General features: G+C 69.8%; 22 protein-coding genes. 7 read left to right on the forward strand and 15 right to left on the reverse strand.

All coding sequences use genetic code 11. The features are described from left to right. Nucleotides 1-4: 4 nt before the first annotated feature. Genes E5P2_RS33660 through E5P2_RS33670 form a run of 3 tightly spaced genes read right to left on the reverse strand, consistent with a single transcriptional unit; the run spans nt 5 to nt 3,019 of the window. Complete coding sequence (locus E5P2_RS33660) at nt 5-1,045, reverse strand: acyl-CoA dehydrogenase family protein (RefSeq protein WP_232080979.1); 1,041 nt, start codon at nt 1,043-1,045, stop codon at nt 5-7. Further along, complete coding sequence (locus E5P2_RS33665) at nt 1,042-2,205, reverse strand: acyl-CoA dehydrogenase family protein (RefSeq protein ID WP_162571410.1); 1,164 nt, start codon at nt 2,203-2,205, stop codon at nt 1,042-1,044. Before E5P2_RS33665 ends, E5P2_RS33660 begins: the two co-directional genes overlap by 4 nt. 49 nt (nt 2,206-2,254) lie before the next feature. Next, on the reverse strand, nt 2,255-3,019 hold the full coding sequence (locus E5P2_RS33670; protein ID WP_162571411.1) for a class II aldolase/adducin family protein: 765 nt from the start codon (nt 3,017-3,019) through the stop codon (nt 2,255-2,257). 163 nt (nt 3,020-3,182) lie between these two features. Between E5P2_RS33670 and E5P2_RS33675 the strand changes: the two genes are divergently transcribed. After that, nucleotides 3,183-4,196: a Bug family tripartite tricarboxylate transporter substrate binding protein gene (locus E5P2_RS33675; protein ID WP_162571412.1), complete on the forward strand. Its 1,014-nt coding sequence runs from the start codon at nt 3,183-3,185 to the stop codon at nt 4,194-4,196. A gap of 19 nt (nt 4,197-4,215) precedes the next feature. Here the strand turns inward: E5P2_RS33675 and E5P2_RS33680 are convergent, their stop codons facing one another. Then, nucleotides 4,216-4,818 carry a DUF2889 domain-containing protein gene (locus E5P2_RS33680; RefSeq protein WP_162571413.1) on the reverse strand — a complete coding sequence of 201 codons (603 nt, stop codon included), beginning with the start codon at nt 4,816-4,818 and terminating at the stop codon, nt 4,216-4,218. Nucleotides 4,819-4,954: 136 nt separating this feature from the next. Here E5P2_RS33680 and E5P2_RS33685 point away from each other — a divergent pair, with 136 nt between their 5' ends. Beyond that, nucleotides 4,955-5,698 (forward strand): enoyl-CoA hydratase/isomerase family protein, encoded by a 744-nt coding sequence (locus E5P2_RS33685; RefSeq protein WP_162571414.1) that lies wholly within the window; start codon nt 4,955-4,957, stop codon nt 5,696-5,698. Between the two features lie 11 nt (nt 5,699-5,709). Here the strand turns inward: E5P2_RS33685 and E5P2_RS33690 are convergent, their stop codons facing one another. Continuing rightward, the gene (locus E5P2_RS33690) at nt 5,710-6,477 is read right to left on the reverse strand and encodes a hypothetical protein (protein WP_162571415.1); all 768 of its coding nucleotides are present in this window, start codon (nt 6,475-6,477) and stop codon (nt 5,710-5,712) included. Between the two features lie 150 nt (nt 6,478-6,627). Between E5P2_RS33690 and E5P2_RS33695 the strand changes: the two genes are divergently transcribed. Further along, a complete protein-coding gene (locus E5P2_RS33695) occupies nt 6,628-7,743 on the forward strand; it encodes an NADH:flavin oxidoreductase/NADH oxidase (RefSeq protein ID WP_162571416.1) in 1,116 nt (371 codons plus the stop codon). Here the strand turns inward: E5P2_RS33695 and E5P2_RS33700 are convergent. Then, nucleotides 7,731-8,525, reverse strand: a complete 795-nt coding sequence (locus tag E5P2_RS33700) for a crotonase/enoyl-CoA hydratase family protein (RefSeq protein WP_162571417.1) — start codon at nt 8,523-8,525, stop codon at nt 7,731-7,733. The genes E5P2_RS33695 and E5P2_RS33700 overlap by 13 nt on opposite strands. A 147-nt stretch (nt 8,526-8,672) precedes the next feature. Here E5P2_RS33700 and E5P2_RS33705 point away from each other — a divergent pair, with 147 nt between their 5' ends. From E5P2_RS33705 to E5P2_RS33720, 4 genes are read left to right on the forward strand one after another with little or no spacing between them, the layout of a single operon-like run. Beyond that, a complete protein-coding gene (locus E5P2_RS33705; RefSeq protein ID WP_162571418.1) occupies nt 8,673-9,830 on the forward strand; it encodes an acyl-CoA dehydrogenase family protein in 1,158 nt (385 codons plus the stop codon). 16 nt (nt 9,831-9,846) lie between these two features. Beyond that, nucleotides 9,847-10,860 (forward strand): acyl-CoA dehydrogenase family protein, encoded by a 1,014-nt coding sequence (locus E5P2_RS33710; protein WP_162571419.1) that lies wholly within the window; start codon nt 9,847-9,849, stop codon nt 10,858-10,860. Nucleotides 10,861-10,867: 7 nt separating this feature from the next. Next, entirely contained in the window at nt 10,868-11,665 is a 798-nt protein-coding gene (locus tag E5P2_RS33715) for an enoyl-CoA hydratase/isomerase family protein (protein ID WP_162571420.1), read from the forward strand. Between the two features lie 8 nt (nt 11,666-11,673). After that, on the forward strand, nt 11,674-12,882 hold the full coding sequence (locus E5P2_RS33720) for a CaiB/BaiF CoA transferase family protein (RefSeq protein ID WP_162571421.1): 1,209 nt from the start codon (nt 11,674-11,676) through the stop codon (nt 12,880-12,882). Here the strand turns inward: E5P2_RS33720 and E5P2_RS33725 are convergent. The 9 genes from E5P2_RS33725 to E5P2_RS33765 form a co-directional block, all read right to left on the reverse strand. After that, on the reverse strand, nt 12,879-14,018 hold the full coding sequence (locus tag E5P2_RS33725) for an acyl-CoA dehydrogenase family protein (RefSeq protein ID WP_162571422.1): 1,140 nt from the start codon (nt 14,016-14,018) through the stop codon (nt 12,879-12,881). The genes E5P2_RS33720 and E5P2_RS33725 overlap by 4 nt on opposite strands. Nucleotides 14,019-14,029: 11 nt before the next feature. After that, nucleotides 14,030-15,196 (reverse strand): acyl-CoA dehydrogenase family protein, encoded by a 1,167-nt coding sequence (locus E5P2_RS33730; RefSeq protein WP_162571423.1) that lies wholly within the window; start codon nt 15,194-15,196, stop codon nt 14,030-14,032. A 2-nt stretch (nt 15,197-15,198) separates the two neighbouring features. Next, the gene (locus E5P2_RS33735) at nt 15,199-16,005 is read right to left on the reverse strand and encodes an enoyl-CoA hydratase/isomerase family protein (RefSeq protein ID WP_162571424.1); all 807 of its coding nucleotides are present in this window, start codon (nt 16,003-16,005) and stop codon (nt 15,199-15,201) included. After that, complete coding sequence (locus tag E5P2_RS33740) at nt 16,002-17,603, reverse strand: AMP-binding protein (protein WP_162571425.1); 1,602 nt, start codon at nt 17,601-17,603, stop codon at nt 16,002-16,004. Before E5P2_RS33740 ends, E5P2_RS33735 begins: the two co-directional genes overlap by 4 nt. A gap of 48 nt (nt 17,604-17,651) precedes the next feature. Beyond that, nucleotides 17,652-18,644 (reverse strand): tripartite tricarboxylate transporter substrate binding protein, encoded by a 993-nt coding sequence (locus E5P2_RS33745; protein WP_232080981.1) that lies wholly within the window; start codon nt 18,642-18,644, stop codon nt 17,652-17,654. Nucleotides 18,645-18,808: 164 nt separating this feature from the next. Continuing rightward, nucleotides 18,809-19,969: a thiolase gene (locus E5P2_RS33750; protein WP_443083575.1), complete on the reverse strand. Its 1,161-nt coding sequence runs from the start codon at nt 19,967-19,969 to the stop codon at nt 18,809-18,811. Further along, a complete protein-coding gene (locus E5P2_RS33755; protein ID WP_162571427.1) occupies nt 19,966-20,370 on the reverse strand; it encodes a Zn-ribbon domain-containing OB-fold protein in 405 nt (134 codons plus the stop codon). The genes E5P2_RS33750 and E5P2_RS33755 overlap by 4 nt, the downstream gene beginning before the upstream one ends. 14 nt (nt 20,371-20,384) lie before the next feature. Further along, nucleotides 20,385-22,505 (reverse strand): acetate--CoA ligase family protein, encoded by a 2,121-nt coding sequence (locus E5P2_RS33760; RefSeq protein WP_162571428.1) that lies wholly within the window; start codon nt 22,503-22,505, stop codon nt 20,385-20,387. Then, the gene (locus E5P2_RS33765) at nt 22,502-23,275 is read right to left on the reverse strand and encodes an SDR family NAD(P)-dependent oxidoreductase (RefSeq protein ID WP_162571429.1); all 774 of its coding nucleotides are present in this window, start codon (nt 23,273-23,275) and stop codon (nt 22,502-22,504) included. Before E5P2_RS33765 ends, E5P2_RS33760 begins: the two co-directional genes overlap by 4 nt. Nucleotides 23,276-23,278 lie beyond the last annotated feature (3 nt).

Below are 23,278 nucleotides of genomic sequence, written 5' to 3' on the forward strand. Positions count from 1 at the left end.
CATTTCACGTCCCCGCCAGCAGGGGCCAGACCTCGTCCGCCTGACAGCCGGCGAACGCGGCGGCCAGCTGGCGCCGCCAGTAGGGCACGCTGCCGAACTGATCCCGCCAGGCCATCAGGCGCCGGGTGCGAAAGTGCAGCGCGTATTCGTAGCTGAAGCCGATCGCGCCATGCACCTGGTGCGAGAGCGCGAACACGGTGTCGGCCGCATCGCCGAGGCGCGAGCGCGCCGCGGCCACCGTCACCCGGTCATCCGGCGCGGCGATCGCCGCATCCAGCATCGCATGCGCGGCCACCACCGCCGAGGCCAGTTCCGCGATCATCTGCTGCACCACCTGGAATTTGCCGATCTCGCGGCCGAACTGCCTGCGCTCCAGCGCGTAGGCCGTGGTGCGCTCCAGGCACCAGCGCATCGCACCGATCATCTGCGCGCCGCGCAGCAGGGCCGCACGGCGCAGCAAGGCATCGAAATCCATGCCGTCGATCGGAAGCCAGTCGATGGCCGGCGGCAGCGTGAAATCGGAGGCGGGCTCGGCCGCCGCGTCGGCGATCGAATCCTGCAGCCGCAGGTCGGACGTGGGCAGCACGGCCAACCGTGCGCCGGCGCCGGTGCCCGCGCGCGCGACCACCAGCACCTGCGTCGACGCAGCCGCCCACGCTGCGCCGCGCATGCGCGTCGGCAAGGCCTCGCCGTCGGCGAACAGGAGGCACAGCGGCCCGGCCGCCGGTTCGCGGCCGACCAGCGCCAGCAGTGCGTTGCCCATGATCAGTTCCAGCACCGGTACCGGCAGCGCATGCCGGCCGGCCGCCTGCAGGATCGCCGCGGCATCGGCCAGTCCGGCGCCGATGCCACCTGCGCCCTCGGGCACCAGCGCGAGGCCGATGCCGACCTCCTCCACGGCCGTCCAGATCGCTCGGGCAAACGTGCCGTCCTCGGCCGACTCGATGCGCGCCGGCGTGGCGATGTCGCCGAACAGGCGCTCGGCCATGTCGGCGAACTGCGCCGTGTCGTTATCGTTGTCGTTGTCCTGGCTCATGTCGTTCATCTCAGGCCCAGTCCGCGCGCGATCACGCCGCGCAGGATCTCGCCGGTGCCGCCGCGGATCGTGAAGGCCGGCGCATAGCGCTGCGCGCTGGCCAGCAGCGCCCGCAGCGCGGGCAGGTCGGCGCCTTCGAACAGCGCATCGGCATGAACGATGTTGCGTACCGTGCGCACGATCTCCTGCTCCAGCCGCGTGCCAATGTCCTTGGCGATTGATGCCTCGAGATTCGGCGTCTTTCCGGCCTGCAGCATGCTGGCGATCGACAGCGAGATCTGCCGCACGGCCATCAGCTGGCCGAACAGCCTGCCGATCTCCATCGCACTCGCGTCCGAGGGACGAGGGCCCGCGGCCTGCACCAGCTCGGCCAGCAGGCGAAAGCTGCTGAGCCAGCGTTCGGGGCCGCTGCGCTCGTAGGCCAGCTCGGCGCTGACCTGGTTCCATCCATGGCCGGGCTGGCCCACCACGTCGGCGTCGGAGACGAAGACATCCTGGAACACCACCTCGTTGAAATCCTGCACGCCCACCATGCTGCGGATCGGGCGGATGGCCACGCCCGGGCTGTCCAGCTTGATGAGGATCTGCGTGAGGCCCGACTGCCGGTTGCCTTCGTCGGCCCTGGCCGTGCGCACCAACGCGATCATGTAGTCGACGCGGTGCGCGTTGGTGGTCCAGAGCTTGGCGCCGTTGATGCGCCAGCCGCCATCGACGCGCGTGCCGCTGGTGCGCAGCGAGGCCAGGTCGGAACCCGAGTCGGGTTCGCTCATGCCGATGCAGAAGGCCAGTTCGCCGCGCGCGATGCGCGGCAGCAAGGCTTGCTTCTGCGCCTCGGTGCCGAACTTCAGCAGCACCGGTCCGCTCTGCCGGTCCGAGATCCAGTGCGCACCGACGGGCACGCCGGCGGCCAGCAGTTCCTCCGTCACCACGTAGCGCTCCAGCGCCGTGCGCTCGTGGCCGCCGTAGCGGCGCGGCCAAGTCATGCCGATCCAGCCCCGCGCGGCGATCCTGCGCGAGACCTCGGGCGAAAAGCCGAGCCCGACCTTGTCGGGGTACGGCAGTCCGCCGGCGGCGCGCTCGGCGGCGACGAAGCCGCGCACCTCGCGGCGCAGCGCCATCAACTCGCTGGGCAGCGCAGGCAGTTCGAGGTGCAGGGAAGAAACGGTCATGAACGGTCGAGAAGAAAAGGTGCGGGCGCGACGGCGCGCCATGCGACGCTCATTCGCGCCACGTGCTGTCGATCTGGTCGAGCATGCGCAGCAGCGCCGTCCATTCCAGCGTGAAGGTGCGGCCGTCCTCGGTCTTGCGGCGGTCGCGCGCGGTGTCGAACTGCTGGGCGGTGGTCGCGGACACGGCATCGCTCAGCACCGACAGCGGCGTGCCGCCCGCGAGCGCGGCCACCTGGATCTGGCATGCGCGCTCGAGGTAGTGCGTCTCGATGAAGGCCTCGGCCACGCTGCGCCCGCAGCCCAGGATGCCGTGGTTGCGCAGCAGCATCGAGAGGTTGTCGCCGAGGTCGTGCGCCAGGCGCCGGCGTTCCGCATCGTCGTCGGCCACGCCGAGGTATTCGTGGTACGACAGCCGGCCGTGGAAGCGCAGCGCGTGCTGGCTGATCATCAGCAGGCCCGCCTGCTGCGCCGCGACGGCGATGCCCGCCGTGGTGTGCGTGTGGATCACGCAGGCGATGTCGGGCCGCGCCTCGTGCACTGCGCTGTGGATGAAGAAGCCCGCGCGGTTGATCGGCGCATTGATCTCGGTGACGGGGTTGCCCCTGAGGTCCACGCGCACCAGGTCGCTGGCGCGGATCTCATGGAACATCAGGCCGTAGGGATTGATGAGGATGGCTTCCTCCTCGCCCGGAATGCGGCCCGACACGTGCGTGTAGATCAGGTCCGTCATGCGGTAGTGCGCAAGCAGCCGGTAGCACGCGGCCACGTCCAGCCGCACTTGCCATTCGGCGTCCGACATCGATGAAGGTTTCATTGATGCGAAGCGTAAGCCCGGGCCCTCGCATTCGCCAGTTGCCGCGCACGATTTCCACATACGTGATGAATTGCCGCCGACTCTGTGCGCGGCACGGTACACGCCGCACGCGGCCGTAGCATTCGTCGCAACGGGACTGATCCCACGCACAGAGGAAACCACCATGAATCCAGCCATCCCGCGCGGCGCCTTCGCGCGGCGTGCCCTTCGCCGCCACCTGCTGGGCCTCGCATTGGCCCTTGCCGTCAGTCCCTCCGCCTTCGCGCAACCGGCCGCATGGCCGGCACAACCGATCCACCTGATCGTCCCCTTTCCCGTCGGTGGCCCGACCGACATGGCCGCGCGACTGGTGGCGGAGAAGCTCACGCATTCGCTCGGCCAGCCGGTCATCGTGGACAACCGCGGCGGCGCGGCGGGCATGCTGGGCACGCTGGCGCTGGCTCAGTCGAAGGGCGACGGCTACACCATCGGCCTGATCGGCAACGGCCTCGTCACGCTGACGCCCTATGTGCGCAAGGACGTCGGCTTCGATCCGCTCAAGGACCTGATCCCGCTCTCCAAGGCCGTCGACATTCCGCTGGTCGTGGTGGAGAACGTTGCGCTGCCGCCGAAGACCATGAAGGAGTTCATCGCCTATGCCAGGGCCAACCCCGGCAAGCTCAGCTACGGCTCGGACGGCACGGCGTCGCTCACCCACCTGAGCTTCGAGATGTTCAAGCAGGCGCAGGACATCCACCTGGTGCACATCCCCTACCGCGGCACCGCGCAGATACTGACCGATCTGCTGGGCAACCAGATCCAGGTATCCATGAGCGGCATCGCCGGGCCGCTGCCGCACATCAAGTCGGGCAAGCTGCGCGCACTGGCAGTCACCAGCGCCAGGCGCGTGCCCGCGCTGCCCGACACGCCGACGATGATCGAGCTGGGCATGAAGGACTTCGACATCACCACCTGGTTCGCCTTCTTCGCGCCGGCCGGCGTGCCTGCGCCGGTGGCCGCGAAGCTCAACGAGCACCTGGGGCGCGCCCTGCGGGAGCCCGACGTGATCGAGAAGCTGCGCGGCGCGGGCATGGAAGCCGCGCCTTCCTCGCAGGCGGAGATGGACCGCATCGTGCGCCGCTACATCGCGCAATGGCAGCGCGTGATCAAGAGCGCGAACATCAAGCTGGACGATTGACCGGCGCCCTCACCCGCCGTCACCCACCGGCCGCATCCCGTGCGCCGGCCTTCGGCGCCACGTAGTGCTCGGGGTAGATGCGACGCACCATCTCGCCGCTCCTGCCGTAGCCCAGGCAGGCGCCGACCACCGGCGGCGGTCCACCGTCGGGCGGCACGCCGTAGACGCGCTCGGCCGCGGCACGATCGTTCCATCGGATCTGGCTGGACAGCGTCTGGACGGCCACCGTCGCCATGGTCTGGAACAGTGTCAGCACATGCGTGCAGCCGGCCTCGCCGCCGACGCGCGCCTGCAGCTCGCGGTGGAAGCCCGCGCCCAGCCTGAGCCCGACCAGGCGCTGGAAATTCGGCACGGCGCCGGGGCATTCGGGGAAGGGATGGCTGTCGATGCGGACCTCGACCTCGCGCAGCGCGCGCGCATCGTCCATCGCGAAGCGCACCCACATCTCGTGGAATTTGCCGCCGGCCGGCACCGGGGGGCGGAACGGCGTCGGGCTTTCGTAGGTGCGCGTGTCCACCAGGCTGGCCTCCACTTCCCACAGGCCGTCGTCGCGCCGGAATCCTTCGCAGCGGATGGTGCGGTCGTTCAGCGGCTGGCGGGATTGGGGGTGTGAAAGAGGCATGGGTTCTCCGGTCCGAATCAGTCTAAGGGCCGTCGGCGCGCGCAAAGCAACAGGCATGTGATGAATAGCGCCGGTGCAGGCAGCCACGCTTTTGCACCGTCCCGCTTTGCGGCCCACTGAGGGCATGGAAGACCCTGTGCATTTCGAAACCCTGCCCGGCCGCGTCGGCCTCGTCACGCTCGACCGGCCTGCGGCGCTCAACGCACTGGACATGCAGAGCGTCCGCCTGCTGCGCGAAGGCATCCGCGCCATGGAGGCGGATACCGGCATCGACGTCATCGTGCTCACCGGAAGCGGCGAGCGCGCCTTCTGCGTCGGCGTGGACCTGAAGGAGCGCCAGCGGCTGGGCAACGCGGCATCGCGCGACTTCGCCATCGCCGAGATGCTGCCCCTGTTCCGCGAGTTCGACACCCGCGCCAAGCCCGCCATCGCCGCCGTCTTCGGCCATGTGATCGGCGGCGGTTTCGAGCTCGTGCTGTGCTGCGACATGATCGTCGCGGCCGACGACACGCTGTTCGCGCTGCCCGAGGCGAAGTGGGGCCTGCTGCCCGGCGCCGCGGGTTGCCGCAAGCTGCCCGGGCGCATCGGCCAGTCGCGCGCCAGCGCGATGATCATGGCCGGCGACAGGCTGCCCGCGGCCGAGGCGATGCAGCTGGGCCTCGTCAACAGCGTGCTGCCGCGCGCCGGTCTGCTGGACGAAGCGCTGCGGCTGGCGCGCCAGGTGTCGGCCAACGTGGGTGTCTCGGTGCGCGCGGCGCGCCGCTGCATCGGCGACGCGCTGGCCGCGCCCGCCACTTCGGAATTCGACCTCGCCGCGATCCGCGAATGCTATGCGGCCGACCCGTCGCGGCAGCTCGCTGGCTTCGGCCGGAAGGCCTGAGCGGCCGCGGCTCAGGCGCCGGGCGTACGCCGGGCCATCCTCTGCGGCTCGGGATCGAGCGCGAAGGCCGGGTACTGCAGCACCAGGACTTCCAGGCCCGCAGCGCCGGCATGCAGCGCCATCGGCGCCTCGTCGCCCGAATGCCAGACACAGGCCGGCGGGCCCAGCAGTTCGCCGTGCGTTGCGAGCGCGCCCGACACCACCACGTGATAGCGCCCGCCGCTGTCGCGCTGGGCAGGCGCGGTGGCGCGGCCGCACGGCGGCACGCGCACCACCCACGCGGCCAAGCCGCTGGCGTCCGATGCGATCAGCACTTCGGTGGCCGGCTGCGCGAGTTCGGCGAGCGACGCCGAGGTCGACACACGAACCGGGCCCACGCTTTCCTGCCGCTTGCGCAGGCCCTTGCGCATCTTCTCGCGCGACTCGGGCAGGTACCACGCCCCTGGATCGGTGACGGTGCGCAGCGTGAGGTAGTCCAGGCCGTCGGCGCCGGCGACGAGCGGGCCGTAACCCGCCTCGCGCGATGCGTAATGGATGCTCACCGCGTCGAGCGCATGCGCGCCCAGCGTGCCGCCGCCGCGCGTCACCACCTGGAACTGCTCTTCCAGATGGAAGTGCGTAGGCAACACCCAGCCGGGCTGCTGGTGGACCAGGAAGGCCTGCGGCGCAGGGCGTGGACCGGCCTCGGTCTCGATCAGGTATTCGGTGTAGCCGCGGAAGTTGCCTTCATCGAAGACGCGGGTGCGGGTCTTTTTTTCGACGGTGCCGATGCGTTCCATGTGCGTTGCCTTCCGGATTCCTTGCCGCCAGTATGGCCGCGTGGCGGGAGGAGACGCGGCCCGCGCCGCGCCCGCCGCGCATTGCACATGCATGTGATATTTCGCCGCGCCCGCTTGTGCCGCCGCATCACCGTCGGCTAGTGTCGGCCGATGGAACCCACGGCTTCCCGGCTCTTCTCTCCTTTCGACTTGCGCAGCGTTCGCTTTCGCAACCGCATCGGCGTGTCGCCCATGTGCATGTACGCCTGCGGCCCGGACGGCCTGGCCACGCCCTGGCACATGGTGCATCTGGGCATGCGCGCACCGGGCGGCGCCGGGCTCGTCGTGGCGGAAGCCACCGCCGTGGCGCCGCACGCGCGCATCTCGCCGGCGGATCTCGGCCTGTGGTCGCGCGCGCATGCCGACGCGTTCGCGCCGATCACGCAATTCATCTCCGGCCAGGGCTGCGTGCCCGGCATCCAGCTGGCGCACGCCGGGCGCAAGGGCAGCACGCGCAGTCCTTGGATCGGGCGTGACGCGGTACCCGAATCCGAAGGCGGCTGGCAGGTGCAAGCGCCCTCACCTCTTCTCTTTTCGCCGCTGAACGCGATGCCGCGCGAGATGAGCGGGGCGGACATCGCACGCACGATCGGCGAGTTCGGCGCGGCGGCGGGCCTCGCCTTCGAGGCCGGCTTCCGGTATGTCGAACTGCACCTGGGCCATGGCTACCTGGCGCACCAGTTCCTGTCGCCGCTCACCAACCGGCGCACCGACGACTGGGGCGGCGATTTCGATGGCCGCACGCGCTTCGCGCGCGAACTCGCGAAGGCCGCGCGTGCGGCCTGGCCGGACGAACTGCCGCTGGCCGCACGCCTGTCGATCACCGACTGGGTCGAGGGCGGCTGGACGGCCGACGAAGCCGTGCGGCTGGCCGGGCTGCTGGGCGAAGCCGGCGTGGACCTCGTCGTGTGCTCGAGCGGCGCCATCGTTCCCGGCGCCATGCCGCCGGACGGTCCCATCATGCAGTTGTCCTTCGCAGCCCGCGTGCGCGCGCAGGCCGGCGTGGCCTCCGGCGCCGTGGGCCAGATCACCGAGGCCGCACAGGCGGAACAGATCATCGCGAGCGGCGGCGCCGACCTCGTGTTCCTGGCCCGCGCCATGCTGCGCGATCCGTTCTGGGCCGTGCATGCGGCCGAGGCGCTCGGCGCACCGGCGCCCTGGCCCATCGCCTATGACCGCGCCGTAGGCCAGCGGCAGGGGCGCGTGCAGCGGCCTCAGCGGCCGTAGTTGGCCGGACGCTTTTCGAGGAAGGCCGCCACGGCCTCGCGATGGTCGTCGGTTTTGTGCGAGACGGCCTGGAACACGGCGGACATTTCGAGGATGCTGTCCAGCCGCGAATGGATGGCTTCGCGCATGAGGCGCTTGGCCAGCCGCACGCTGTGCGACGGGTTGACGGCGATGCGGTCCGCAAGCTGGCGTGCCGCGGGCATGAGTTCTTCGGCCGGCACGACGCGCGACACCAGGTTCCATTCGAGTGCCTGCCTGGCATCGATGGCGTCGCCGGTGAACGCCATCTCGGCCGCGCGCGACAGGCCCACTGTGCGCGGCAGCAGCCATGCGCCGCCGTCGCCGGGGATGATGCCGAGCTTCACGAAGCTCTCCGCGAACCGCGCCTTGTCGGACGCGATGCGGATGTCGCACATGCACGCCAGGTCGAGGCCTGCGCCGATGGCATGGCCGTTGACCGCGGCGATCACCGGCACCTCGAGGTTGAACAGCGCCAGCGTCAGGCGCTGGATGCCGCGGCGGTAGTCGTGGCGGATGTCCATCTCGCTCACTTCGGCGGTGGACTGGCGCTGCATCTCGCGGATGTCTCCGCCGGCCGAGAACGACGGCCCGTTGCCGGTGAGGATCACGGCACGCACGCTGCGGTCGTCGTGGATGCGATCGATCGCGACCAGGAACTCCGCCACCGCCGTGTTGCCGGTCAGCGGGTTGCGCTGCTCGGGCTGGTTCATGGTGAGCGTGACGATGGCGCCCGTCTGCTCGTACAACAAGAAGTCTGTCATCTCTGGTGTCCTCTCAGGTGCCGGCGAGTCTGGCGGGCACGCCGCCAAAAGTCCAATACACAAAGGCCGCCGGGCCATGCGGTATTCATATGGCGCCGCTGCACTTCGCTATTGGACAGTGCGCATGGCCGGCGATAACCTGCCCCGATGGCAGACCTTCTCGACAACCTGCGCCTGGCCACGCTGCCCGCGCACGCCGACAACTTCAGGGCGAAGGTCAAGACCTTCCTGAGCCGCGAACTGCCGCCCGCGCAGGCCGACGTGCGCTCGCGCTCATGGCTGGCCTTCGACGCCGACTTCAGCCACGCGCTGGCGGCGCAGGGCTGGGTCGGCGTCACGCTGCCGAAGGCCCATGGCGGCGCCGACCTCGACGCCTTCAGCCGCTTCGTGCTGGTGGAAGAGCTGCTGGCCGCCGGTGCACCCGTGGGCGCACACTGGATCGCCGATCGCCAGAGTGGTCCCTTGATCCTCAAGTACGGCAGCGAAGCGCAAAAGAACTTCTACCTGCCGCGCATCTGCCGCGGCGAGGCCTTCTTCGGCATCGGCATGAGCGAGCCGAACGCCGGCTCCGACCTGGCGGCCGTCGGCACGCGCGCGACCCGCACCGACCGCGGCTGGCGCCTGAACGGCCGCAAGATCTGGACGACCAACGGGCACCGCTGCCACTACGTGATCGCGCTGGTGCGCTCTTCCGGCACGGCCGCCGACCGGCACGCGGGGCTGTCGCAGTTCATCGTCGATCTGTCCTTGCCCGGCGTCACCGTCCGGCCGATCGTCGACCTGACGGGCGACGCGCACTTCAGCGAGATGTTCTTCGACGACGTGGCGCTGGACGAGGCCGCGCTGATCGGCGCCGAGGGCCAGGGCTGGCAGCAGGTGACCGCCGAGCTGGCCTTCGAGCGCAGCGGGCCCGAGCGCATCTACTCGAGCATCGTCCTGCTCGACCGCTGGATCGCATGGCTGCGCGAGACAGGCGGCGCCGACGCGCACCTGGAAACGCTGGGCCGCTTCGCCACCCACCTGGCCACGCTGCGCCACATGTCCATCACCGTCACGGCGCGGCTCGCGGCCGGCGAAAGCCCGGTGGTGGAAGCGGCGTTGGTGAAGGACATCGCCACCGAGTTCGAACAAAGCATTCCCGCCATCCTCGAGGCGGCGCTGGGCGCGGACCCCGGCGTCGCGATCGACGACGACCTGGTGCGCGCCCTGGCCTACGTGAGCCAGATGGCACCCACCTTCTCGCTGCGCGGCGGCACCCGCGAGATCCTGCGTGGAATGATCGCGCGCGGTCTCGGCCTGCGCTGACAACAGAAGGACCTCCATGTTCGCCGAAGCACTCGCATCCATCCTCCGTGACCATTGCACGCCGGCCGACGTGCGCGCCATCGAAGCCGGTGGCTCCCATGCCGCGCTGCTGGCGGCCATCGGCGACGCCGGCTTTCTGGAACTGTTGGCCGCCGAGGAAGAAGGCGGCGCGGGCGCCAGCCTGTCCGACTTCCATCCGGTGCTCGCGCTGTGCGGCGCGCATGCCGTGCCGCTGCCGCTGGCGCAGACCTTCGGTGCGCGCCTGCTGGCGCCGCGCGAGGCCTTGCCCGACGGCCTGATCACCTTCGCGCCCGGCCTGGTACGCGACGCGGACGGCGCGCTGCACGCAGCGCTGGTGCCGTGCGCGCTCGTCGCCGCGCACGTGATCGCGGCCGATGGCGATGCGCTGCGGCTGCTGCCCGTGGCCGGCGCCCGGCGGGTACCGACCGGCGTGCACGGCAGCCTCGCCGCATCGCTGCACTGGCCGGCCGGTGCAGGCCGCCCATTGCCGTCAAGCGCCGCCGCCGGCCTGCAGCCGCTGGCCGCCGCACTGCATGCCGGCCTGCTCGCCGGTGCCATGAAGCACGTGTTCGACATGACGCTGGCCTACGGCAACGAACGCGTGCAGTTCGGCAAGTCGATCGGCAAGTTCCAGGCGGTCCAGCACCAGTTGAGCGTGATGGCGGAGCACGTGGCCGCCGGCTGCATCGCGGCCGAAGCCGCATTCCAGGGCGCGGCCCGCATCCCGGCCGATGCCGCCTGCGCCGTGGCCAAGGCCCGCACCAGCGAGGCGGCGCAGCTGGTGGCCTCGATCGCGCACGCGTTGCACGGCGCGATCGGCATCACGCAGGAATACGACCTGCAGCTCTACACCCGCCGCCTGCACGAATGGCGCATGGCCCACGGTTCGGAGACCCACTGGAACCGCGTGCTCGGCCGCCTGCTGATCGACAGCCCGCACACCCTGGCGGCGGATTTCGTGCGCGCCATCGGCACCGCCGGCACCACCCCCACATCCACTTCCCCCTAGGAGCACCATGTCCCGCTATTCCGGTTACGAACGCCTGCTGATCCAGCAGGACGGCAAGATCCTTCGCATCACCCTCAACCTGCCCGAGAAGCGCAACATCGTCGGCGGCCCCATGAGCCTGGAGCTGATCCGCGCCGTGCAGACCGCCTCCAGCGATGACAGCGTGGCCGTGATCGTGCTCACCGGCGCGGGCGACAGCTTCTCGGCCGGCGGCGACATCGTCGGCATGCAGACCAAGATCGACGACCCCAGCCTGTTCTACAAGGGCGTGATCCATTCGCGCCAGCTGGTGTTCGGCATGCTCGACTGTCCCAAGCCGATCGTCTGCCGCGTGAACGGCCACGCCATCGGCCTGGGTGCGACCATTGCGCTGCTGTGCGACGTGGTGATCGCCAACGAGGACGCGAAGATCGGCGACCCGCACGTGCGCATGGGCCTGGTGGCCGGCGACGGCGGCGCGCTGATCTGGCCGCAGCTGATCGGCTATGCGCGCGCGCGCAAATACCTGCTGGGCGGGGATCTCATCACCGGCAAGCTGGCCGCCGAGATCGGCCTCATCGCCGAAGCCGGCCCGATGGACGTGGTCGACCGCCTGACGGAAGAATGGGCGAAGAAGTTCGCTGAGGGCGCGACGCAATCCATCGCCGGCACCAAGATCACCATCAACCTGCCGCTGCGCCAGGCCGCGCAGGCGGCGCTGGACGTGGGCATGGCCTACGAGGGCCTGTCCAACATCACCAAGGACCACCAGGAAGCCGTGAGCGCCTTCATCGAAAAGCGCAAGCCCAGCTTCACCGGCGAATGAACGGCGCCATGAGCACGGCGCAACCCGCGCAGCCGCGCAAGCCCGCCCTCGCCGGCGTCCGCATCCTCGACCTGTCGCGCGTGCTCGCGGGTCCCTGGTGCACCATGACGCTGGCCGACCTGGGCGCGGACGTGATCAAGATCGAGAACCCCGCCGGCGGCGACGACACGCGCGGCTGGGGCCCGCCCAACGTGGGCGGCGAGTCGGCCTATTTCTTCTGCGCCAACCGCAACAAGCGCAGCGTGGCGGTCGACATCAGCCAGCCCGAAGGCCAGGCGCTGGTGCGCGAACTGCTCGCGCATTGCGACGTGGTGGTGGAGAACTTCCGCGCCGGCGCACTCCAGCGCTACGGACTGGACTACGACAGCCTGAGCGCGAGCCGGCCGGACCTGATCTATTGCTCCATCTCCGGCTACGGCCGCAGCTCGCCGTTGGCGGACCGGGCCGGCTACGACTACATCATGCAGGCCGAGGGCGGGCTGATGTCCATCACCGGCGAGGCCGAGGGCGAGCCGATGAAAGTGGGCGTGGCCGTGGCCGACCTGTTCACCGGCATGTACGCGGTGCAGGCCATCCTGGCGGCCATCATCGCGCGGCGCAACGACGGCCTGGGCCAGCGGATCGACATGGCGCTGTTCGACTGCCAGCTGACCATGCTGGCCAACGTCGGCAGCTCGTACCTGGTCTCGGGCAAGGAACCCGTGCGCTACGGCAATGGGCATCCGGCCGTGGTGCCCTACCAGGTGTTCCCCACGCGCGACGCCGAGATCGTGATCGCGGTCGGCAACGACCGGCAGTTCCGGCTGTTCTGCGAGCAGGTGCTGGAGCGCCCCGACATCGTGGCCGATGTGCGCTTCACCGCCAACGCCGACCGCGCGCGCCACCGCGACGCGCTGGTGCCGCTGCTGTCGGACATCCTGCGCACGCAGGACGCGGCGCACTGGCAGGCGCGCCTGGCGACCACCGGCATTCCGACCGGCCGCGTGCGCACCGTCGGCGCGGCGCTCGAATCACCGGAAGCGCAGGCGCGCGGCATGGTGAGCGAGGTGGAGCATCCGACGGCCGGCTCCATCCGCCTGGTCAGCTCGCCGCTGCGCATGAGCGGCACGCCGGTGCGCACGCCCTCGCCGCCGCCGACGCTGGGGCAGCACACCGACGAAGTGCTGGCGGAGATCGGCTGGCCGACGCGCGAGCGCAGCCAGCCGAAGGTCGTCTAAGGGACGGCCAGTTCGACATGACGCCGGCGATGCTGGGCCGCATTGCCCAGCCAGGCCGAGAGCACCAGGGCGCGCTTGAGGTAGAGGCCGATATCGGATTCGTGCGTGTAGCCGATGGCCCCATGCAGCTGGATGCACTCGCGCGTGATGCGCAGTGCCGCATCGCTGCAGCGTGCCTTGCATCGGCTCGCAATGCGGCTGCGCTCGGGGCCCGTGCAGGCGTCGTCCGCGAACGCGGCCAGTGCCTCGTCGAGCACCGCGGCCGCGAGCTCGCGCTGAACCAGCAGGTCCACCGCCTTGTGCTGCAGCGCCTGGAAGCTGCCGATGGGCTGGCCGAACTGCACGCGCGTGCGCATGTAGGCCAGCGTCATGTCGAAGGCTTCGTGCGCCACACCCAGCAGCTCGGCGCTGGCGGCCACGACCGCCGCGTCGAGCGCCTGCGCGAGCACGGCACGCCCGTGCGCGGGCGCGGCCACGAGCGCATCGGCCTCGACGGCCACGTGGTCCAGCGCCACCGCGATCGAAGGCGTGCCATCGGTCTGCCAGCTGTTCGACACCCGCACACCGGGAGCATCAGGCGGCACATGGAACACACCGACACCCTCGTCGATGCGCGCCGACACCAGCAAGGCCGTGGCCGCCGCGCCGCCAGCCACCCATCCCTTGCGGCCCGAGATCACGAAGCCGTTCCCCTCGCGCCAGGCCTCGGTGCGGATGGCATCGGCCGCGATCGATGCGGGCTGCTCCTGCCACGCCAGCGCCAAAGTGGCGGCGCCCGAGGCCACGTCCCCGAGCAACGCGACCGCCTGCGGCTGCACGGCGGCGTGAAGCAGTGCGGTGACCGGCAGCACGGCCGTCGCCACGAAGGGCTCGCCCAGCAGGCTGCGCCCCAATTCCTGCGCGACCGCTGCCGCCTCGCGCAGGCCGAGCCCTGCGCCGCCCTGTGCCTCGGCCACGAGCATGCCGCGCCAGCCCAGCGCCTGCATCTGCGCGAAGGCCGCCGTATCGAAGCCGGGCAGCGCCGGGTTCCACGCGCGCGCGCGCAGGGCGCCATGGTCGCGCTCGCCGGCTGCGAAGTCGCGCGCGCTGTCGCGCAGCAGGGTCGCGATGTCGACGTCTTGATCTGCTGTGTTCATCGGCGGCTCCTTCATCCCGGAAGTTCCAGCCACTGCCTGGCCAGGATGTTGCGCTGGATCTGGTTCGAGCCGCCGTAGATCGTCGGCCCGCGCGACTCGAGGAAGGGCGTGAGCAGGTCGATGGACTCGCCGCCCACGTCCACGTAGCCTTGGGTCGCACCGTCCTGCCCCGCGGTTTCGACCAGCAGTTCGGTCACGCGCTGGCAGGTCTCGGTGGCGGTCATCTTGAGCAGCGAGGATTCGAGACCGAAGCCCTTGCCCAGCGAGAGCGAGTGCACGAGGCGCTCGTACATCGCGGCCAGGTCACGCACGTCGAAGAGCAGTTGCGTGTAGCGGTCCTGGAACACCGGGTCGGCCCAGGCCCCGCTGGCGCGCGCCACCTTCTCCAGGCGCGCGAGCGCGATCAGCGACTGGCGAGGCGAGCCCGACCACACGCGCTCGAAGCCGAGCAGTGTCTTGGCAATGTTCCAGCCGCCGTGGAGTTCGCCGACCACGTCGCTGCGATGCGCGCGTACATCCTGCAGGAAGACCTCGCAGAATTCCTCGCCGCCCGAGATGTCGCGGATGGGCCGCACGGTGATGCCGGGCTGGTCCATGGGGAACAGCACGAAGCTGATGCCGGCCTGCTTGCGCACCGTCTTGTCGGTGCGCACCAGCGCGAACATGTGGGTGCCGTCGAAGCCCATCGTGGTCCAGATCTTCTGGCCGTTGATGATGAACTCGTCGCCTTCGAGCCGCGCGTCGGTGCGCAGGCCGGCAAGGTCGGAGCCGGCATCGGGCTCCGAATAGCCCTGCACCCAGACGTCCTCGCCCGAAAGAATGCGCGGCAGGTACTTGCGGCGCTGCGCTTCGGTGCCGCGCGCGATCAGGATCGGGCCGAAGTTGGTCAGCGACTGGGTCTGCATGACCGGCGCGCCGCTGCGCTCGTACTCCTCGATGTAGATCAGCTGCTTGACCGGCGACAGCCCCATGCCGCCCCATTCGACGGGCCACGAAGGCGCCACCCACCCCTGTTGCGAGAGCGTCATGAACCAGGGCTTCACCACGTGCCAGCGCAGGCGCTTCGGCTGGTGCCGCAGCGCCGGCGGGCAATTGGCATCGAAGAAGGCGGCGGCGCGGGCGCGGAAGCGCTCGTCGTCGAGGCCGTTCCAGTCCGTGGCGGCCGCTTGTTCGCTCATGCTCATTCGCCCTTGAACTCCGGCTTGCGCTTCTCCGCAAAAGCCGTGACCGCAGCCGCATGGTCGCCGCTGTTCATGGTCAGCATCTCGTAGGCAATGGAGGTGTCGAGCACCAGATTGAGCTGCTCCTTCACGCGCTTGTTCACCGAGAGCTTGGTCCACTGCACGGCCCATGCCGGCAATGCCGCGAGTTCGCGTGCGATGGCGGTGGCTTCGGCCAGCACCTGTTCCTGGGGGAATACATGGGTCACGAGGCCCATCGCATGCGCCTCGCGTCCGGTGATCAGGCGTCCGCGCATCAGCAGGTCCTTGGCGCGGGCATCGCCGATCAGGAGCGGCATCACCACCGCGCCGCCGTCGCCGGCCACGAGGCCGACCTTGGTGTGGCTGTCGCCGATGCGCGCGTTCTCGGCCATGACCGTGATGTCGCAGAACAGTGCGAGCGAACAGCCGAAGCCGGCAGCGTCGCCGTTGATGGCTGCGATCACGGGCGGCGACGTCTCGACCATGTTCTGCCAGAGCCGGCGCGTGTTGCCCGGCGCGCGCAGCGAGTGGCGGAAGTTGTCCTTCGTTCCCACGCGCCGGGCCATGCCCTTGAGGTCGCCGCCGGCGGAGAAGGCCTTGCCGGCGCCTGTCAGCACCACGGCGCGGATGCGCTCGTCGTCGTTGATGTCGAGCCAGATGCGCTCGAGTTCGTGGTGCATGGGCACGCTCGCCGCGTTGAGCGTGTCGGGGCGGTCGAGCGTCAGGATCGCGACGCCGTCGTCGCCGATCTCGATCCGGAGATACTGGTACTTGTCGTAGTTCATGCAGTGCTTTCCACAGGGTCTTGCGCGGCTGCGCCATGCAGGGCGCGGATGCGGTTCTTGTCGATCTTTCCGTTGTTCAGCTTGGGCAGCTCGGTCGCAAAGACCACGCTGCGCGGCTTCTTGTAGCTGGCGATGAGCGTGCGGCAGTGGTCAATCAGCACCTGCGCCGAAGCCTCGGCGCCGGCATGCAGCACCACGACCGCGCGCACCGCCTCGCCCCAGCGCGTGTCGGGCACGCCGATCACCGCGGCCTCGCGCACCGCCGGGTGCTGCGCCAGCGCCTGCTCGACCTCGCGCGAGTAGATGTTCTCGCCGCCCGAGATCACCATGTCCTTCTTGCGGTCGACGATGTAGAGGAAGCCGTCCTCGTCGAAGCGCCCGACATCGCCCGAATGGATCCAGCCGCCGCGCAGCGCCTGCAGCGTGGCCGGCATGTCGTTCCAGTAGCCGCGGAACATCACGCCGCCGCGATAGACGATCTCCCCGGCCTCGCCGGGCGCCGCGTCGCGGCCGTCCTCGCCGACGAGACGGACATCGGTCCCGATCAAGGGCTGCCCCACCGACTCCAGGCGGGCGCGCTCGCGCGCGCTGCCGTCCGGCCGGTGCTGCGATCGCAGCAGCACGCTGACCGCGCCCTCGGTCTGCCCGTAGACCTGATGGAACACATTGCCCATCAAGGCCAGGCCCTTGCGCAGCACAGGGATCGGCATCGGCGCGGCCGAATAGCACAGCACCCGCACCGACGACAGGTCGCGCCGGGCGATGTCCGGCTCGTCGAGCACCGACTGCACCATCGTCGGCGCCAGGTGCAGGATGCTGGCCTTCTCGCGTTCGATCGCATCCAGCACGCGCGCCGGCTCGAACTGGCGCTGCACCAGCACCGTGGCGCCGCGCCACAACGCGCCGATCTGCAGCCCCTTGGCGCCGACGTGGAAGTAGGGCATGACCAGCAGCATCCGGTCGGCCGGCGAGATCCCCATCTCGGCCGCATGCATCTGCGCCTTGTTGACGCTGTCGCGATGCGCCAGCAGGCAGCCCTTGGGCTTGCCGGTGGTGCCGCTGGTGAAGATCAGGTGGGCGATGTCGTCCTCCTCGGCACGCCCCGCGGGCCCCTGCGCGGTGGCCGTCTCCAGCACGGTTTCGTACGCTTCGGCCCAGTCGGGCGCAGGGCCGATGCAGACCCACGCGCGCACCTGCGGCAACTGTTCGCGCAGGCGGCCGACCCACTCCGCATACTCGCTCTCGAACACGAAGGCAGCCGGTGCCGCGCTCTGGAGGATGGCGAGCATCTCGGCCTGCGCGAGGCGGTAGTTGACCGTGGCCGCCATGAAGCCGGCGTACTCGCAGGCGCCATAGAGCTCGAAGTACTCGATGCAGTTCATCGCCAGCATGGCGATGCGGTCCTGATGCACGCAGCCGCGCGCTTCCAGGGCCGCGGCCAGGCGACAGACCCGCTCGTGGTAGCGGCCATGCGTCAGGCTGCGCGCGCCGTCTTCGAAGGCCACGCCGTCGCGCAGGAAGCGCGCGTTGCGCTCGATCAGGTCGCCCAGCGTCAGGCCGGTCGAGATGCGACGCGGCGGCGCGATGCGCTGGCTCATGCGGGTTGCCGGTCGGCGTTAGCGTCGTGCTTCATGTCCATGCAGGCCCTACTCGGGCTGAACGCCTGCCACCTTGGCCGCGGCGGCCCAGTACGCCAGATCCTTTCGGACCAGTTCGCGCATCTTGTCTGCACTGCCAGGCGTCGGCGTCAGGTACTGGATGCGCATGGCCTGGAGCACCTCCGGCTCTTTCAGGGCGCTGTTGATCTCCTTGTTGAGCCGGTTGACGATCGGCGCCGGCAGGCCCGCCGGCCCGAACAGGCCGAACCAGGGTTCGAATGCGAAGCCGGGCAGGCCGGCCTCCGCCACCGTCGGCACCTCGGGCATCAGCGGCGAGCGGGCGGAGGTCGCGAGGGCGAGGGTCTTGAGCTTGCCGGCCTTGATCAATGGACCGGATGTCTGCATCGAATCGAACATCAGCTGCACCTGGCCGGACACCAGATCGGGAAGCGCCTGGGCACCGGCCTTGTAGGGGACGTGTGTCGACTGCACGCCCGCGCGCTGGTTGAACAGCGTCATGGCCAGATTGTTGGTCGTCGCCACGCCATACGACGCGTAGTTGAGCTTGCCGGGATGGGCCTTCATGTAGGCGATCAGTTCCGGCACCGTCGATGCCGGTACGTCGTTGGAAGCCGACAGCGAGATCAACATGATGGCCAGCGGCGCGATCGGGGTGAAGCTCGTCACCGGATCGAAAGGCACCTTGGCCATCATGACCGGCGCGCTGGTCAGGCCCGAGGTGGTCAGCAGGAGCGTATAGCCATCGGCCGGCTGCTTGGAGACGTACTCGGAGCCGATCACCGTGCCGGCGCCCGGCTTGTTGTCGACCACCACCGGCTGGCCGAGCCGCTGCTGAAGCTTCTCGGCCATCAGCCGTGCGATCTGGTCGGTGCCCCCGCCGGCGCCGTAGGGCACGACCAACTTGATCGGGCGGTTGGGATAGCCATCCTGCGCCGCCGCGGGCCAGGCCGCCATGGCGGCGGCGGCAGCGAGTGCCAGAGCGGCGCCTCTGCGAGTCAATCGGTTCGGGTGCATGGTCATCAGCTTTCGTGGATGTTGTCTCGTGGCGGGTTTCATCTGAACGATAAGAGCGCGAGCGTGCAGATTCAAACGTGATTACCCCGGACCAGGCGATTGCGCACATCTGTGATTCATTGGTACTCCGTGCCTGCTGCGGTTCGGTGCCGCCCTCGCCCGTGCGGCGGCTACAGCGTGTCCGCCGAACCGAAGATCGCCGTCGCCTGGCTCGACAGCACGCCGCCGTTGCCGTGGGCGATCGCGACCTTCGCGCCCTCGACCTGCCGCGCGCCCGCGGTGCCGCGCACCTGCTGCACAGCCTCGACCATCGTGAAGAGCCCGTACATGCCGGGATGCACGCACGACAGGCCGCCGCCGTTGGTGTTGACCGGCAGCCGCCCGCCCGGCGCGATGGCGCCATCGGCCACGAAGGCGCCGCCTTCGCCCTTGGCGCAGAAGCCGAGGTCTTCCAGGAACAGGATGGTGTTGATGGTGAAGGCGTCGTACAGCTCGGCCACGTCGATGTCCTTCGCCGTCAGCCCGGCCTGTGCATAGGCGCGTGCGCCGCTCTCGGTGGCGGCCGTCACGCACAGGTCCGGCATGTTGGCGATCGAGCGATGCCAGGTGGCAGAAGCAGAGGCCAGCAGGTAGGCCGGCCGGTGCGGAAAATCGCGCGCGCGCTCGGCGCGCACCATGACCACCGCGGCCGCGCCATCGGTCACCAGGCAGCAGTCGCGCACCGTCAGCGGATCCGACACCATGCGCGCATTCAGCACGTCGTCGATGCTCAGGTCCTCGCGCATGAAGGCGTCGGGATTGAGCTGCGCCCACTTGCGCGCGGCCACGGCCACCTCGGCCAGATGGTGGCGCGTGGTGCCGTATTCGTGCATGTGGCGCGCCGCGGCCAGCGCATAGGACGACGGCGGATTCATCGGCTTGTAGCGGTGCTCGTGGACGATCGGCGTGCCGCCGCCGGAGACCAGGCCGCCCGCGGACGAGCGCTGGTTGCTGCCGTAGGTGATCAGCGCCACGTCGCACAGGCCGGCATCGAGCGCCAGCGCGGCCCACATGGCCTGGATCTGGAACGACGAGCCACCGGTGCGCAGGTTGTCCGTGACCTTGGGATGGATGCCGAAGTACTCGGCCATCGTGAGCGACGACAGCGGGTCCTGCGGCAGCGTGGTGAACAGGCCGTCGACGTCCGAAGGCTTGAGGCCGGCGTCGGCCAGCGCCAGCAGCGCAGCCTTCGCCGCGAGATCGATCGCCTCGTTGCCGGGCGCGGAGCCCATGCCATAGGTGGCCGCGCCCACCACGGCGGTCTTGCCGCGCGGAAAGCCCATGCCGCTCATGCCGCGCCCCCTTCCACCGGCTCGAACACCAGTAGCGCCTTGTCGCCGGGCTCGATGCGCGCCTTCACCTTCATGCCGATGCGCACGTCGGCGGCGGCGATGCCGACCACCTTGCTCGTGAGGCGCGGACCTTCCTCGAGGTCGATCAGGGCGACGTTGTACGACTCCGCCGGCGGCTTGGTGCGCACCACCGTGGTCGAGTACACGATGCCGCGGCCGCTGGGCTCGAACCATTCGAGCGCGGTGTCGCCGGTCAGCGGCTCGGCCACGCGCGGGTAGAAGAAGGCGCGGCCCGACTTGACGGCCCGCTGGATCATGAAGCGGCCTTCGTCGAGATGCTTCTGGAATTGCGCATCGGTCTGTGCCGGGGCGCTCGCCTGCGCGGCGTTCTCTGGGTTCATCGTCTGTCCCTCGTTCATTGCGGCGGCCGGACCGCAATCAGCGAATCCACGGCCACCACGCCCTGGCCTTCGGGATAGACCAGCACGGGATTGAAATCGATCTGGTCCACCACGCCTTCGCCCTCCGCGGCCAGCCGCGCGACGGCGCCCAGCAGCTTCGCCAGCGCGTCGAGGTCGGCCGGCGGACGGCCGCGCGCACCCTTGAGGATGGCCGCCGCCTTCAGGCCGTCGATCATGCGCCGCGCGTTCGCATGCGAGATCGGCGGCGGCGCGAACACCACGTCCTTCAGCACCTCGACGTAGATGCCGCCGAAGCCCAGCATCACCAGCGGACCGAAATCCGCATCGTGCACCATGCCCACGACCATCTCGTGACCAGGCGGCATCATCTTCTGCACCTGCACGCCCTCGATGCGGGCCTGCGACGCGTGGCGGCGCACGTTGTCCAGCAGCCGCGCGTAGGCCGCCTCGAGCGCGTGCTCTTCCACGCCCAGCACCACACCGCCAGCCTCCGTCTTGTGTGCGATGTCCGGCGACTGGATCTTGAGCACCACGGGAAAGCCCATCTCGCGCGCCTGCTCCAATGCCTGCCCCGCACTCGTGGCCATGGCGGCGGGCGGCACGGGAATGGCGTAGTGGGCCAGCAGCCTGCGCGTGTCGGCTTCGCCCAGCACGCCGCCGGCGAGCGCGTTCGACCGGAACCATGAAGGCGCGGTCGCCTGTTCCTGCGGACGGCTCGCGGCCTCGCGCCGGCGCGCCTGAAAACCGCCATAGCGGCGCAGCGCCTCGAGCGCGCAGCCACAGGCGCGAAACGAGGGAAAGCCATGCGCGCCGATGTCGGCCAGCGCCGCCAGGTTTTCTTCCGACGGTGCGATATGCGAATGAAACAGCACCGGGATGCCGCAACGTTCGAGCAAGGGCTTCAGCGCGGGCGCCATGCCCTGGACGCGGCCGCGCGGCGACAGGCCCATGTTGACCAGCACCGCATCCACCTCGCCCGAGCGCGCGAGCACATCGATCACGCCCAGCATGGCGAGCCCCTTGTTCTCGGTGGCGGTGACGGTGGTGTCGACCGGATTGCCGGCCGACGACAGCGCCGGCACCAGCGCCTTGATCTTCTGCTGCACGTCATCGCTCAGGGGCGGCAGCGTGAGGCCCTGCGCAGACAGCAGATCGGCCGCCCAGCCGCCCGCGCCGCCGGAGGTGGTGATCACCGCCGTGCGGCCGCCGCGCATGAAGGGCATGAGCGAGAAGGCCGCGGCGACCGACAGCATTTCCTCGGCGTCCGACACGCGGATCACGCCGTGGCGCTCGAACACCGCGTCGTAGGCGGCATCGGCGCCGGCCAGGTGCGCGGTGTGCGACACGGCGGCGCGCTGCCCGGCCTCGGAGCGGCCGATCTTCATGACGACGATCGGGATCTCGCGGGCCGCCGCCTTCTCGGCGATGGCCGCGAAGCGGCGCGGATTCTTCAGCCCCTCGATGAACAGCAGGATGACGCCGATCTCCCCGCCATCGATCAGCTGCTCGACGACATCGAGGCATTCGAGGTCGATCTCGTTGCCGGTGGTCGTCACGCTGTGGACATCGAGGTGCTCCGCCAGGGCGCGTCCGAACAGCGCGAAGCCGATGCCACCGCTTTGCGAGACCACGGCCACCGGCCGCTTCGAGGGACGGCGCGGCGGCGGGTGGTCGATGCACTCCTCGACCACGTGCGCGAAGGTCGCGGCGAGGCCCGCCTTCGGCAGATAGAGCCCCTCGGTATTGGGGCCGAGGATGGACATGCCTTTCTCGCGCGCCAAGCGCGCGGCACGCTCGAGCTCCGCCTCGGGAATGTCGGAAGAAAAGACGATCGCGGCCGCGCAGCCCATGGCCGCGGCTTCCTCGATCAGCGCAGGCACGCCAGCGCCGGGAATGCCGATCAGCAGCAGGTCCGGCACTTCGGGCAGATCGCGCAGCGAGGCATAGGCCTTCAGCCCCTGGATCGTGGCGTAGCCGCCCGGGTTGACCGGGTACACCGGGCCGGTGAAGCCGCCGTCCTTCATGCAGCGCAGCATCTTGCCGCGCGTCTTGCCCGCGTCCTCCGATGCGCCGACGACGGCCACCGAACGCGGATGCAGCAGGCGCGGGTTCATGCGGTGATGTGCGAACCGCCGTTCACCGACAGGTGCTGTCCGGTGATGAAGCTGCTGGCCGGCGACACCATGAAGGCGATGGCCTTGACCGCCTCGTCGGGCTCCAGGAAGCGGCCGAGCGGAATGTTGGCCAGGTACTTGTCGCGGAACTTCTCGCTGCGCACGACTTCGGTCATCTCGGTGGCGACCACGCCGTAGGCGATGCTGTTCACGCGGATGCCGTAGCGGCCCCACTCGCGCGCGGCGCTCATCGTGAGGCCCAGCACGCCGCTCTTGGCGGCGCCGTAGTTGATCTGCCCCACCGTGCCCTTGCGGCCGGCGTCGGAGGAGATGTTGACGATGGTGCCGGGCTCCCTGTCGCCCGCATCCGCGCGGCGAACCATGTCGGCACCGGCGATCTGCAGGCAGTTGAAGACGCCGGTGAGGTTGACGTCGATCACGGCCTGCCACTGCTCGGGCGTCATCTTCGAGATCATCGCGGTGCGGGTGATGCCGGCATTGTTCACCAGCGCATGCACGCCGCCGAATCGCGCCGCGGCCTCCTTGACGACGGCTTCGACGAAGGCGCGGTCGGTCACGCTGCCGGCCTTGGTCAGCACGCGCTGCGCATCGAGCGAAGCAGTGGCCTCCGCCAGCGCGCCCGCATTCGTGTCCACCAGCGTGAGGTTGCCGCCGAGTTCGTGCAGCAGTTTGGCCGCATGCAGGCCGATGCCTTGCGCGGCGCCAGTCACCATCACGTTGCGCCCGGTCATGTCCATCAGGTTGATCATTCG

It is taken from the genome of Variovorax sp. SRS16 (genome assembly GCF_901827165.1).
GTDB lineage: Bacteria > Pseudomonadota > Gammaproteobacteria > Burkholderiales > Burkholderiaceae_C > Variovorax.

Bases quoted from the DNA above. Each gene is read 5' to 3' on its own strand.
- E5P2_RS33660 (WP_232080979.1), bottom strand. From the start codon at position 1,045: ATGAACGACATGAGCCAGGACAACGACAACGATAACGACACGGCGCAG.
- E5P2_RS33665 (WP_162571410.1), bottom strand. From the start codon at position 2,205: ATGACCGTTTCTTCCCTGCACCTCGAACTGCCTGCGCTGCCCAGCGAG.
- E5P2_RS33670 (WP_162571411.1), bottom strand. From the start codon at position 3,019: ATGAAACCTTCATCGATGTCGGACGCCGAATGGCAAGTGCGGCTGGAC.
- E5P2_RS33675 (WP_162571412.1), top strand. From the start codon at position 3,183: ATGAATCCAGCCATCCCGCGCGGCGCCTTCGCGCGGCGTGCCCTTCGC.
- E5P2_RS33680 (WP_162571413.1), bottom strand. From the start codon at position 4,818: ATGCCTCTTTCACACCCCCAATCCCGCCAGCCGCTGAACGACCGCACC.
- E5P2_RS33690 (WP_162571415.1), bottom strand. From the start codon at position 6,477: ATGGAACGCATCGGCACCGTCGAAAAAAAGACCCGCACCCGCGTCTTC.
- E5P2_RS33695 (WP_162571416.1), top strand. From the start codon at position 6,628: ATGGAACCCACGGCTTCCCGGCTCTTCTCTCCTTTCGACTTGCGCAGC.
- E5P2_RS33700 (WP_162571417.1), bottom strand. From the start codon at position 8,525: ATGACAGACTTCTTGTTGTACGAGCAGACGGGCGCCATCGTCACGCTC.
- E5P2_RS33705 (WP_162571418.1), top strand. From the start codon at position 8,673: ATGGCAGACCTTCTCGACAACCTGCGCCTGGCCACGCTGCCCGCGCAC.
- E5P2_RS33710 (WP_162571419.1), top strand. From the start codon at position 9,847: ATGTTCGCCGAAGCACTCGCATCCATCCTCCGTGACCATTGCACGCCG.
- E5P2_RS33715 (WP_162571420.1), top strand. From the start codon at position 10,868: ATGTCCCGCTATTCCGGTTACGAACGCCTGCTGATCCAGCAGGACGGC.
- E5P2_RS33720 (WP_162571421.1), top strand. From the start codon at position 11,674: ATGAGCACGGCGCAACCCGCGCAGCCGCGCAAGCCCGCCCTCGCCGGC.
- E5P2_RS33725 (WP_162571422.1), bottom strand. From the start codon at position 14,018: ATGAACACAGCAGATCAAGACGTCGACATCGCGACCCTGCTGCGCGAC.
- E5P2_RS33730 (WP_162571423.1), bottom strand. From the start codon at position 15,196: ATGAGCGAACAAGCGGCCGCCACGGACTGGAACGGCCTCGACGACGAG.
- E5P2_RS33735 (WP_162571424.1), bottom strand. From the start codon at position 16,005: ATGAACTACGACAAGTACCAGTATCTCCGGATCGAGATCGGCGACGAC.
- E5P2_RS33740 (WP_162571425.1), bottom strand. From the start codon at position 17,603: ATGAGCCAGCGCATCGCGCCGCCGCGTCGCATCTCGACCGGCCTGACG.
- E5P2_RS33745 (WP_232080981.1), bottom strand. From the start codon at position 18,644: ATGACCATGCACCCGAACCGATTGACTCGCAGAGGCGCCGCTCTGGCA.
- E5P2_RS33750 (WP_443083575.1), bottom strand. From the start codon at position 19,969: ATGAGCGGCATGGGCTTTCCGCGCGGCAAGACCGCCGTGGTGGGCGCG.
- E5P2_RS33755 (WP_162571427.1), bottom strand. From the start codon at position 20,370: ATGAACCCAGAGAACGCCGCGCAGGCGAGCGCCCCGGCACAGACCGAT.
- E5P2_RS33760 (WP_162571428.1), bottom strand. From the start codon at position 22,505: ATGAACCCGCGCCTGCTGCATCCGCGTTCGGTGGCCGTCGTCGGCGCA.
- E5P2_RS33765 (WP_162571429.1), bottom strand. From the start codon at position 23,275: ATGATCAACCTGATGGACATGACCGGGCGCAACGTGATGGTGACTGGC.